The following is an 11,823-nucleotide window of genomic DNA, read 5'->3' as shown; positions in this document are numbered from 1 at the left end:
TCGTCGATGCCGTGGCCGGGTTTCTTCAACCACATCGCCCGGGCCCAGGCGCCGGCGAGCTCCTCGTCGGTAGCGCCCGCCCGCATCATGTCGCGCAGGGAGACCTCCTCCACCGCGGCGGAAAACAGGCAGGAGCGCACCGCGCCGTCGGTGGTCAGTCGGGTGCGGTCGCACGCACCGCAGAAGGGGTGGGTGACGCTGGCGATGATGCCGACGCGCCCGCTGAGCTCGCCGTCGGTGACTTCCCACAGGGCGGCCGGCGCCGAACCGCGGGGTTCCTCCGCCGGGGAGATCTCGAACTCGGCGGAGAGCCGCCGCAGCNNCCCCCCCGCGCGGCCCCCCCCGCCGCCCCGCCCCAGCGGCATCTGCTCGATGAAGCGCAGCTGGAGCCCCCGGCCGAGGCAGAAGCGCACGAGGTCGCAGACGTGGCGCTCGTTCACACCCGGCAGCACCACCGAGTTGACCTTCACCGGGCTCAGGCCCGCCTCCAGCGCGGCATCGATGCCGCGGAACACGTCGTCGAGACGGTCGCGCCGGGTGAGCTCGGCGAACGCGGCCCGGTCGGTGGAGTCGAGTGAGACGTTGATCCGGTCCAGGCCGGCGTCCGCCAGGGCCCTGGCGCGCCGTTCCAGACCGAGCGCGTTGGTGGTGATCGCCGTGGAGGGGGCCACACCTTCGTCGGTGCGCAGGGCGGCGGTGGCCGCGACGATGTCCTCCAGCGAGCGGCGCAGCAGGGGTTCCCCGCCGGTGAAGCGCACGGAGCGGATCCCCAGCCGCTCGACGGCGAGACGGATGAGGCGGGTGACTTCGGCGTCGTCAAGCGATTGCTCGGTGGGCAGCCACTCGAGCCCCTCTGCCGGCATGCAGTAGGTGCACCGCAGGTTGCACCGGTCGGTCAGGCTCACCCGCAGGTCGCGGGCGGTCCGACCGTACCGGTCGACGAGTTCGAGGGGGGTGGTGGCCATGATGGGGGACATTGTACGGCCCGCGTCAAGGCCCCTCCGGCGCCTACAGGTCGTCGGGGTTGGCGGCCTCGACCTGCTCCGAGGTGGGGTTCCCGTGCGAGCGGTTGCCGGGCCCGGGAAGGGTGATGATGTCGTAGCGGTTGTTTGCCAGGTGCTTGCGCAGGTCCTTCTTGTCGAACTTGCCCACCGACGTCTTGTCGATCGAGTCCACGAAGGCCCAGTACTCCGGCGCCATCCAGGTCGGCAGGGAGCGGGAGAGGGATTCGCGCAGCGACGCCGCCGTCTCCGGGGAGGGCTCAATCCCCTCGTGCAGGACGGTGATGGCCAGCGGGCGCTCGCCCCACTTCTTGTCGGGGTAGCCGATGACCGCGCACTCCACCACGGCGTCAGCCTCCATGATGAGGTTTTCCACCTGGGCGGAGTAGATCCACTCCCCGCCGGAGCGGATGACGTCGCGGGCGCGGTCGTAGAGCGTCATGAAGCCGTCGTTGGTCACCGTGCCCACGTCCCCGGTGCGCAGCCAGCCGTCGGAGGTGAAGAAATGGCGGGCGTCCGTGATGTCCTCGCCGCGGAAGGTGCTGGCGATCTCCCCGGGCTCCTGGGTGGGTGAGTGGTAGTAGGAGGCGGCGACCATGTTGCCCCGCACCTGGATCTCACCCTGGGAGCGGTCGGTGGAGGCCATGACCTCGCCGTCGTTGACCACCCTGTACTCGAGCCAGGGGGCGAAGCGGCCCTGTGAGACGCGGTAGGCCCAGCGGGCCTCGCCGGACACGCCCGAGGGGGGACGGGCGATCGTGCCCACCGTGGAGGTCTCCGTCATGCCCCAGACATGGACGACGTCCACGCCGTAGCGCTCCTCCCAGACCTTGATCAGGGCGGGCGGGGCGGGGGAGCCGCCGACGTAGATCTCGGTCAGGCTCATGCGCTCCGGGGGGTTGTGCAGGTAGTGGACCATGAGCTGGATCCACAGCGTGGGCACGCCGTGGGCCACGCGCGGGTGGGTGCTGGCGATCAGCCGCGCCAGCGTCGGGGCCGACATGTCGGAGTCGGGCAGCACCAGCGGCGCGCCGACGAGGAACGCGGCGAAGGGTACGCCCCAGCTCATGACGTGGTAGACGGGGATGCAGCAGAGGAAGGATTCGCCGTGCGAGACGGCCAGGGAGTCCGTGGCGCGCAGGCTCATGGCCTCCAGCCAGATCGAGCGGTGGGAGTAGGCGACACCCTTCGGCGCGCCGGTGGTGGCGGTGGAGTAGACCAGCGCCGCGGCTGTGTTCTCGGGCAGGGTGGGCCAGTCGTAGACGGTCGCCCGGCCGTCGAGTAGCGCCTCGTAGCTCACCACCTCGAGCCCGGCCGGAAGCTCGCGGGAGGGCTCGGTCAACGGCTCGAGGCCGGTGAAAACCACGGCGCGCACCTTCGGGCAGTCCGCGAGGATGCGGCCGAGCTTGGCCGCCAGGCGCGGGTCCGCCACCACCACCTCCGCCTCGGAATGGTTGACCACGTAGGCCACCTGGTCCTCCACCAGCTGCACGTTGAGCGGGGTGAAAACGGCTCCCTTGGCGGCGACGCCGAACATCACCTCCAGGTGCTCGGCGCAGTTGTACATGAAGGTGGCCACGCGCTGGTCGCCGTCGATGCCGAGGTCGTCGTGGATGGCGTGGGCGAAGGCCGCCGCGCGCGCCCCGATCTCCGCGAAGCTCGACTCCTCCGCGCCTCCGGAGCGCCAGGTGGTGACCTTCGTGGTGCCGTGGATCGTCTCGCCGTACTGGAGGATCCGGGCGACGGAAAACGGCACTTCCTGCATGGTGGAGAGCATGCCCAACACTCTAGCGCCAGGGCTTTGGGCAGGCCCGAACCGTGCGGGGGCCGGTGGATGGGTTACAATAGCGCGCGGGACCGCCTCCGAGTGCTCACGCACGTTTGACGCGCGATCCCCGCATCGCCCCGCACGAACCTCGGCGCACCCGCCGCAGAAGGTGCGTGGAGTGCGGTTTCACCCCACGATCTGCTCCACTTACCGCCCCGGGTTGCGCGTTCGCACGCGCCACCGGGCCGCGGCCGTGTGAGCGCGGGGACCGGGCGGATGAGAGGCGCACCAGCGCTCTCCGCGCGAGCAGCACAGCAGCACTACGACTTAATTGCACACGAAAGCTTCCGGCTAGCCGAGCCGAGCGCCGGGCCCCGAGGGTCCGGCCCGGCAGCGGCGACATCAGCGCCGGTCAAGCGACGAAAGGACATCCGTGACCGAACCGGGCACCACCGCAGCAGGCCAGAACCTGGCTGCGCTCAAGATTCCCGAGCTGCGCAAGATCGCGGCGGATCAGGGCCTCAAGGGTCTTTCCGGGCTGCGCAAGGGCGAACTCATCCAAGCCATCACCACCGGCATCGTGCCGCGGAAGGACGCCGTGGCGGCCCCCGCCGGCGACCAGGAGGACGAGAACCAGGGCCACGAGGGCACCAACCCCCGCCGCCGCGCCGCCCGCCGCTCCGCCGGGCCGGGCACGCACGAGTCCACCCAGGGCGCCCACGAGGAGGCCGCGCTGAAGAGCGGCAAGGCCGCCGACGCGGGGGAGGCCGGGCAGCAGCTTCACGACGACCACCGCGAACGCACCAGGGGCGAGGGCGGTGCCGAGGACGAGTCCGGCGATGAAACCCGCGGCGAGTCCCGGGGCGAGGAGCAGCGCTACGAGTCCCGCTCGGCAGCCCGCCGGGCGCGCCGCTACCGCGCGCGCCAGGGTGGCGAGAACACCGAAAATACGGGCAACGCGGGTGACACCGACGATTCCGGGGACGCGGAGAACCGCGGGCACGCCGGCGGCCGCCACGACGAGCAGCGCCGCGGCGACCGGGATGACCGGGATGACCGTGACAACCGCGACGACCGAGACGGCCGTGGCGAGCAGGACGACCAGGATCGCGACGACTCCGACCGCGGCAACCGTGGCGGACGCGGCAACCGCAACGACCGCAATGACCGCGGCAACCGCAACGACCGGGGCGACCGTAACGACCGTAACGACCGGGGAGGGCGCAACAGCGGCGGAAACGGCAACGACAACCGCGGTAGCGACCGCGACGACTCCGAGGGCGGCAACCGTCGCGGTCGCCGTAACCGCCGCAACCGGAACCGCAACCGCAACGACAACGGGCACAATGGCGGAAATAACAACGGCCACAACAACAACGACGGCGGGAACCAGAACCACGGCCAGGACTTCGACGCGTCGGACCTCCAGGAGGTTGCCGGCATCGCGGACGTGGTGGACAATAACACCGCGTTCATTCGCACGACGGGCTACCACCAGAGCTCGGCCGACGTCTTCGTGAACAACAAGCTGGTCCGCCAGTGCGGCCTGCGCTCCGGCGACGCCGTGATCGGCCAGGTCCGCGCGAACGGCCAGGGCCACTCCCACGGCTCCGGGCGCAACAAGCAGCGTTACAACCAGCTCGTGCGCATCGACTCCATCAACGGCATGACCCCGGAGGAGGCCAAGCAGCGCAAGGAGTTCCACAAGCTCACCCCGCTGTACCCGAACAAGCGCCTGCGCCTCGAGACCGAGCCGAACATCCTCACCACCCGCGTCATCGACCTCGTCATGCCGATCGGCAAGGGTCAGCGCGCGCTCATCGTCTCCCCGCCGAAGGCCGGCAAGACGACGATCCTGCAGAACATCGCCAACGCCATCGCGACGAACAACCCGGAGTGCTACCTCATGGTCGTGCTCGTCGACGAGCGCCCCGAGGAAGTCACGGACATGCAGCGCAGCGTCAAGGGCGAGGTCATCTCCTCCACCTTCGACCGCCCGCCGAGCGAGCACACCGCCGTCGCGGAGCTCGCCATCGAGCGCGCCAAGCGCCTCGTGGAGATGGGCCAGGACGTCGTCGTGCTCCTCGACTCCATCACCCGCCTGGGCCGCGCGTACAACAACTCCTCGCCCGCCTCCGGCCGCATCCTCTCCGGCGGCGTCGACTCCAACGCGCTCTACCCGCCGAAGCGCTTCCTCGGCGCCGCCCGCAACATCGAGGAGGGCGGGTCGCTTACCATCATCGCCACCGCCATGGTCGAGACCGGCTCCGCGGGCGACACCGTCATCTTCGAGGAGTTCAAGGGCACGGGCAACGCCGAGCTCAAGCTGGACCGCAGGATCTCGGAGCGCCGTGTGTTCCCGGCCGTGGACGTCAATCCGTCCGGCACCCGCAAGGATGAGCTGCTCATGACCCCGGAGGAGGCGCGCATCATGCACAAGCTGCGCCGCATCCTCTCGGCGCTCGACCCGCAGCAGTCCATCGACATGCTCATCAAGCAGCTGAAGAAAACGAAGTCCAACGGCGAGTTCCTCATGGGCGTCGCCCAGTCTGCGCCGATGGTCTCCAGCGAGGGCGAAGAGGAGTACAGCTAATGGCGAACAACGGCAACGCCGCGTCGCACGTCTCGCTCGTCGACGACTACGTCTCCGAGTACCAGGGCATCCAGGCCCAGATGGGGGACCCGGAGATCGCGGGGGACCAGGCGCAGTTCCGCAAGCTTTCCAAGCGCTACGCGGAGCTCCAGCCCATCATCAAGGTCAACGACGAGCTCGTCCGGGCCCGCGAGAACCACGAGGCCGCCGCGGAAATGGCCTCGGAGGACCGCGAATTCGCCGAGGAGGCCAAGCGCCTCGAGGGTGAGATCGTGGCGCTGGAGGAGGAGCTCGCCGACCTGCTCGCCCCGCGCGATGAGCACGACGGCGACGACATCATCATGGAGATCAAGGCCGGTGCCGGCGGCGAGGAGGCGGCCCTGTTCGCCGGAGACCTCGCGCGCATGTACCAGAAGTACTGCGAGAAGCACGGCCTGAGCTGGGATGTCCTCGACATCGCCGAGTCCGATCTGGGCGGCGCCAAGGACATGACGGTGGCCATCAAGTCGAAGACGCCGTCGCGCGACGGCGCGTGGAGCATGCTCAAGTTCGAGGGCGGCGTGCACCGCGTGCAGCGTGTTCCCGTCACCGAGTCCCAGGGCCGGATCCAGACCTCCGCCGCAGGTGTCCTGGTCTACCCGGAGCCGGAGGAGGTCGGCTCCGTGGAGATCGACGAGAAGGACATCCGCGTCGACGTCTACCGCTCCTCCGGCAAGGGCGGCCAGGGCGTGAACACGACCGACTCGGCAGTGCGCATCACCCACCTGCCCACCAACATCGTGGTGACCTGCCAGAACGAGCGCTCCCAGATCCAGAACCGCGCCCGCGCGATGCAGGTCCTCCAGGCCCGCCTGGACCAGCTCGAGCGCGAGCGCGCCGATGCCGAGGCCGCCGAGGGGCGCGCCTCCCAGGTGCGCACGATGGACCGCTCCGAGCGCATCCGCACCTACAACTGGCCGGAGAACCGCATCTCGGACCACCGGATCAACTACAAGGCGAACAACCTCGACTCGGTCCTCGACGGCAACATGGACGACCTCATCACGGCGCTCCAGACCCACGAGCGCCAGGAGCGCCTTGAAGCCGAGTAGCGATCTGCGCCAGCTCGTCGCCCGCGCCTCCCGCACCCTGGGGGACGCGGGCGTCGCCACGCCCGAGGTCGACGCGCGCCTCCTCGCCGCGTCGCTTCTCGACGTCCCACCCCTGCACCTCTTCTTCACCGACCCCCCGGAGACCTTCGCCGCCGACTACGCGGCAGCGGTGGAGCGCCGCGCCCGGCGCGAACCTCTGCAGCACATCACCGGGCACGCCCAGTTCGGCCCCCTCGACCTGCGGGTGGGGCCCGGCGTGTTCATCCCGCGCCCCGAGACGGAGGTGCTGGCGCAGTGGGCGGTCGGGGCGATCGCGGACGTGAACGGGCCGGTGGTCGTGGACCTGGGCACGGGTTCCGGTGCCCTGGCCATCTTCATCGCGCAAGCGCGCGCCGATGCCCGGGTCACCGCGGTCGAGCTCTCGGAAACCGCCCGCGCGTACGCGCGCGACAACGCGGCGGCCCATGGGGCGTCGATAAGCGTGGTGGCGGGGGACATGACAGACCCCGGACTCCTGGCAGAGCTCAGCGGGGCGGTGGACCTGGTGGTCGCGAACCCGCCCTACGTCCCGGCGGACCCTGGCCTGTCCCCGGAGGTATACTTCGACCCCGCCGAGGCCGTGTTCTCGGGAGCGGACGGCATGGAGGCCATACGCGGCCTCGTGCCGGTGGCCGCGCGTCTGCTCGCGCCGGGTGGGCGGCTCGCCATCGAGCACGACGACACCACCTCGGCGGCGGTGCGCCGGGTGGTGGGCGGAAGCGGGGCCTTCACCGAACCCGGTGTGCTGCGGGACATGACCGGTCGAGCCAGATTTGTCACCGCGAGTAAGCTAAGCCCCTAAAGCGCGGCCCCGGGAGCGGGTGTCCGCCGGCTAGATGACGAGGGAGAACCATGCCGAGCACGATCTACAACTGCCTGGAGGCCGAGGGCCGCAAGGACGGGCTGGCCGCGGCCGTCGAGGCCGTGCGCGCCGGGCAGTGCGTGGTCCTTCCCACCGACACCGTCTACGGGATCGGTGCGGACGCCTTCAACAACGACGCCGTCGCGCGCCTGCTGGCCACCAAGCGCCGGGGCCCGGACATGCCGGTGCCCGTGCTCGTGGGGTCGTGGCTGACCATCCAGGGTCTCGTGCGCGAGTTCTCCGAGACCGCGAAGACCCTGGTCGAGGCGTTCTGGCCCGGCGGATTGTCCATCGTCGTCCCCGAGGCTCCGAGCCTGCCGTGGAACCTGGGGGACACCCGGGGAACCGTCCTGTTGCGCATGCCCAACCAGCCGCTGGCGACCGAGCTCCTGCGGGAGGTCGGCCCCATGGCCGTGTCCAGCGCCAACATCTCCGGCAACCCCCCGGCTGTGACCGCCGCGGGGGCGAAGGACCAGTTCGGCGACGCCATCTCCGTCTACCTGGACGGGGGAGAGTCCCAGGTGGGGGAGCCGTCGACCATCATCGACATTTCCGGGCCCGCCCCCGTGATCCTGCGGGAAGGCGCCATCTCCGCGGAGCGCCTCGGTGAAGTCCTCGGACTTGACCCCGAGGCGCTGCGGAGGAAGTAGATGACGGGCGCGGGAGTGCCCCTGCGCGAGCTCGGCCTGGTGCTGCTCGTCGCCGCCGCCATCACGTACCTCTCCACCGGGCTCGTGCGCTCCATTCTGGTGCGCACAGGCCGTCTGGCCGAGATCCGCACCCGGGACGTCCACACCCAGCCCACCCCCTCCGTGGGCGGGGTGGCCATGTTCACCGGCTTCGTGTCCGCCGTGTTTCTCGCCCAGCAGCTCCCCGCTCTGACGCGTGGTTTCGCCCCCGTCACGCCGGAAATGACCGCGGTGCTCGCGGGTGCCTTCGCCATCGTGGTCGCGGGCGTGTTCGACGACCTCTACGAGCTCGGGGCGATCACCAAGCTCATCGCCCAGTTCTTCGCCGCGATACTCATGAGCATGCTCGGCCTCGTGTTCACCGTGTTCTACCTGCCCGTCGACGGCGGCACGACGCTCATCTTCGACCAGCTTCAGGGGGTGATCGTCAGCGCGGTGTTCACGGTCCTGCTGATCAATGCGATCAACTTCGTCGACGGCATCGACGGGCTCGCGGCGGGCCTGGGGATGATCGCCGGGGCGGCCATCCTCGTGTTCTCCCTGACCGTCCTCCACGACCAGGGCGGTGCGGTCTCTGCCTACCCGCCCGCCATCATCTGCGCGGCGCTCGTGGGGATCTGCGCGGGCTTCCTTCCCCACAACTTCGAACCCGCGCGCATCTTCATGGGCGACTCGGGCGCCATGCTCATCGGGCTGCTGCTCGCCGCGGCATCCATCTCGGCCTCGGGCAAGATCAACATGTCCCTCTACGGTACGGCGGATTTCGTCGCGCTGATCAGCCCCATCGTCGTCGTCATCGCGGCGGTGGCCCTGCCCGTCCTCGATCTGGTCTGGGCCGTGATCCGGCGAACGGCCCGGGGGCAGAGCCCGTTCACGGCCGACGCCGGGCACATCCACCACCGGCTGCTCCGCCTGGGGCACACGCACCGCCGGACCGTTTTAGTCCTCTACCTCTGGGTCTCCGCGGTGGCGTTTGGTGCCGTGAGTTTCTCTGTGGTGCCCGTGAGCTGGGCGGTCGGCTTCACCCTCGTCGCCCTCGCGGGGGCGACGGTGCTCACCGCCGTCCCGTTGATGAGCGGGAAAATCGGTCCGGCCGCCGCGCCGCCGGAGACGGGGCGGACCTAAAGTGCCACGTGCCGCGGCGCGGGCGCGTCAGACCCGGAAGACGTCCTCCACCGGCGTGTCGCCGTCGTTGAACTCGATCACCCGGTTGAGCGCCTCGCCCTCCGCGGGGCCGTTGTGCACAGCCGCCGCAATGGCCAGCGCCACGTTGTCGCGGCTCGTCTCCCCGGCCTCGTCCGCCGAGGCGTCGATGCGCCCGGTGCCCTCCTCGAAGGTGAGCCGGCTGGGGCGCAACAGGGTGAAGCTCAGGCCTGAGCGCTCGAGGTGGGCGTCGGCCTCCGTCTTGGCCTGGGCGTAGGCGTAAAAGTCGTTGTCCTCCGGGACCCCGTGGTCCGGGCCGGCCCCGAAGTAAGAGACCATCACGTAGTGCTTCACACCCGCCTTCGCGGCGGCGTCCATCGAGCGGACCGCGGCGTCGCGGTCGACGGCCCAGGTGCGCTCGGGGTCACCACCGCCCGCTCCGGCGGACCACACCACGGTGTCCACGCCGCGCGAGGCGAAAAGCTCAGTCATGGAGGCCTCGTCGCCGTTCTGGATGTCGAAGACCACGGGCGTCGCCCCGGCCTTCTCGAGGTCGTCGGACTGCTCCTGCCTGCGGATCACCCCGACGACCTCGTCGCCCTGTCCGACGATGTGCGGGATCGCCCGCAGCGCCACCTTTCCGTGCGCGCCGATGATTGCCACCTTGTATGACATGGGAGTCTCCTTCTGTTGTTCAACCGGTACAGCCGTTCCCACCCTAGCCCCGAAACGCCCGGCCCCCGCTTGTCGACGTCCCACCCTCCACCGGTGACCGCGGGTTACGCAGTTGACCACGCCGGTCGGTAGGATGTGGCCCCGTGACTCATCTGCCGAAGGACCAGGACACGAACCGGGAAGGCGCCGCGGGGGCGTCGCCAAGCGAGGGCGAGCTCCGCGTCAACGACACCGCGGGTTTCGACGACCCCCGCCTCCCCCTGACCCGCGCCCTCCGCCTCGGCGCGTGGGTGCTGCTGGGCCTGACGGTGCTCTCCTTCATCGCCTGGGGTGCGGCCCGCGGGCTTCCGGGGCTCTGGGCGGTGCTCATCGGCGCCGCCATCGGCGGGGGATTCGTGCTCCTGACCGCCGCCTCCGTTCTCGCGACGTCGGGCACGTCGCCCTCGGTGACGATGGCGACCGTCCTCGGGGGGTGGCTGGTCAAGATGGTGGTCCTGATCATCGTGCTCATGCTGATCCGCGACATGCAGTTCTACGACCACACCGCGTTCGGGGTGACTGCGATCCTCGCGCTCGTCGTGGTGCTCACGGCCGAGGCGTGGGGTGTGATGACCTCGCGCGTGGGCTACATCGGGCGGTAGGGGAGAAGCAGCCCGCGGGCCGGACGGGAGTTGCCCGACCGGCCCTTTCCGCGTTTCCGGCCCGCTGTGAGCTGGGCCGACGGCGCGTGTGACGCAGCTAACAGGGGGCGCAAAAACGCCTGAACCTGCCGTATCCGCCCCGGTGGGGGAGTTTCCCCCATACTGGGGAAAACACGAACCCCCCTGAAGCGAAAAAAGGGGCATCGACCTGTTAGGCTAACCGCTGGGTTTGCTTGAGGTAGATATCGACCTGCTTGCGAGTTGGCGTTGAACTGCCTGAAGAAACATCCCCTGCACCGCGGTCGCTGATGTGCGACGGAGTCCGCCGCGGAAGCAGTTGACTTGAAGACGTCCATCGCACCGTGCCCGCGCAAACGGGTGCGGCCCGAGAACGGGAGAGAACGCTGAGCGTTACAACTTTGGCCGAGGGCATGAAGGGTACCTTCCACGCGCCCGCACTTGGTCCAGAATTTTTCCCGGGGCAAACGTACGGCCAGCTCATTGGCGGAGACTTCGCCAATGGATGGTTCGCGCTGGATCGCATCATGATTGTCCGCCTGTTTGTTGCGGCTGTTCTGGTGCTCCTTTTTGTTATTGCGTTTAGGAAGCCGCAGCTGGTTCCTAAGGGTCTGCAGAACCTGGCGGAGATGGGCGTGGACTTTGTCCGCGTCAACATCGCGGAAGACACGCTGGGCAAGAAGGATGGGAAGCGGTTCCTTCCGGTTATCGCCACCATCTTCTTCACAATCCTGTTCATGAATGCGGCGACGATCATCCCGTTCCTCAACATCTCCCCGAACGCACGCATCGGCATGCCGGTCGTGCTCGCGGTGGTTGCGTACATCGTGATGATCTACGCCGGCATTCAGCGCTACGGAATGCGGTACTTCAAGCACTCCGTGGTGATCCCGGGGTTGCCGCCCTTCCTCCACATCCTCGTGGTTCCGATCGAGTTCTTCTCGACGTTCATTCTGCGACCGGTCACGCTGGCTCTTCGTCTCATGGCGAACTTCCTCGCGGGCCACATCATTCTCGTCCTGCTGTACTCCGCCACGAACTTCTTCTTCTGGCAGCTGAACGCATGGACGGGTGTGAGCGGTCTGACCCTCATCGCAGCGCTGCTGTTCACCCTGTACGAGATGATCATCATCTTCCTGCAGGCGTACATTTTCGCCCTCCTGACGGCCGTGTACATCGAACTCTCGCTGCACGCTGACGCGCACTAGCAAGACGCGAAACACCTGGCCAAACTGAATAACCCCACACATTTCGTCACTCGCCCGGCCACGCAAGTCAGCTGGCGGGCACCAAGAAAGGGAAC

Annotated in this window: 10 protein-coding genes; 7 read left to right on the top strand and 3 right to left on the bottom strand. The window is 68.9% G+C overall.

The window, feature by feature from the left end; translation table 11 throughout:
* Positions 1-965: GTP 3',8-cyclase MoaA (moaA, locus tag B3611_RS04410; protein WP_291313869.1), on the bottom strand; the 965-nt coding region annotated here is incomplete at its 3' end.
* A gap of 43 nt (positions 966-1,008) precedes the next feature.
* Entirely contained in the window at positions 1,009-2,778 is a 1,770-nt protein-coding gene (locus B3611_RS04405; protein WP_291313868.1) for a long-chain fatty-acid--CoA ligase, read from the bottom strand.
* Positions 2,779-3,202: 424 nt separating this feature from the next.
* Between B3611_RS04405 and rho the strand changes: the two genes are divergently transcribed.
* Genes rho through B3611_RS04380 form a run of 5 tightly spaced genes read left to right on the top strand, consistent with a single transcriptional unit; the run spans position 3,203 to position 9,168 of the window.
* Positions 3,203-5,362 carry a transcription termination factor Rho gene (rho, locus tag B3611_RS04400; protein WP_291313867.1) on the top strand — a complete coding sequence of 720 codons (2,160 nt, stop codon included), beginning with the start codon at positions 3,203-3,205 and terminating at the stop codon, positions 5,360-5,362.
* The gene (prfA, locus tag B3611_RS04395; RefSeq protein WP_291313866.1) at positions 5,362-6,453 is read left to right on the top strand and encodes a peptide chain release factor 1; all 1,092 of its coding nucleotides are present in this window, start codon (positions 5,362-5,364) and stop codon (positions 6,451-6,453) included. Before rho ends, prfA begins: the two co-directional genes overlap by 1 nt.
* On the top strand, positions 6,440-7,294 hold the full coding sequence (gene prmC, locus B3611_RS04390; RefSeq protein ID WP_291313865.1) for a peptide chain release factor N(5)-glutamine methyltransferase: 855 nt from the start codon (positions 6,440-6,442) through the stop codon (positions 7,292-7,294). Before prfA ends, prmC begins: the two co-directional genes overlap by 14 nt.
* 50 nt (positions 7,295-7,344) lie before the next feature.
* Positions 7,345-8,004, top strand: coding sequence for an L-threonylcarbamoyladenylate synthase (locus tag B3611_RS04385; RefSeq protein WP_291313864.1), 660 nt, complete (start codon positions 7,345-7,347; stop codon positions 8,002-8,004).
* Positions 8,005-9,168: an MraY family glycosyltransferase gene (locus B3611_RS04380; RefSeq protein ID WP_291313863.1), complete on the top strand. Its 1,164-nt coding sequence runs from the start codon at positions 8,005-8,007 to the stop codon at positions 9,166-9,168. It abuts the gene before it with no gap.
* Between the two features lie 27 nt (positions 9,169-9,195).
* Here the strand turns inward: B3611_RS04380 and B3611_RS04375 are convergent, their stop codons facing one another.
* Positions 9,196-9,861 (bottom strand): SDR family oxidoreductase, encoded by a 666-nt coding sequence (locus tag B3611_RS04375; protein WP_291313862.1) that lies wholly within the window; start codon positions 9,859-9,861, stop codon positions 9,196-9,198.
* A 260-nt stretch (positions 9,862-10,121) separates the two neighbouring features.
* Between B3611_RS04375 and B3611_RS04370 the strand changes: the two genes are divergently transcribed.
* Positions 10,122-10,502 (top strand): hypothetical protein, encoded by a 381-nt coding sequence (locus B3611_RS04370; RefSeq protein WP_291313872.1) that lies wholly within the window; start codon positions 10,122-10,124, stop codon positions 10,500-10,502.
* 431 nt (positions 10,503-10,933) lie between these two features.
* Positions 10,934-11,728, top strand: a complete 795-nt coding sequence (gene atpB / locus B3611_RS04365) for a F0F1 ATP synthase subunit A (RefSeq protein WP_291313871.1) — start codon at positions 10,934-10,936, stop codon at positions 11,726-11,728.
* Positions 11,729-11,823 lie beyond the last annotated feature (95 nt).

The sequence above is a fragment of the Corynebacterium sp. UBA2622 genome (assembly GCF_002339505.1).
Taxonomy (GTDB): Bacteria; Actinomycetota; Actinomycetes; order Mycobacteriales; family Mycobacteriaceae; genus Corynebacterium.
The sequence above is the reverse complement of the archived record's forward strand: the minus strand, read 5'-3'. Positions and strand labels throughout refer to the sequence as shown.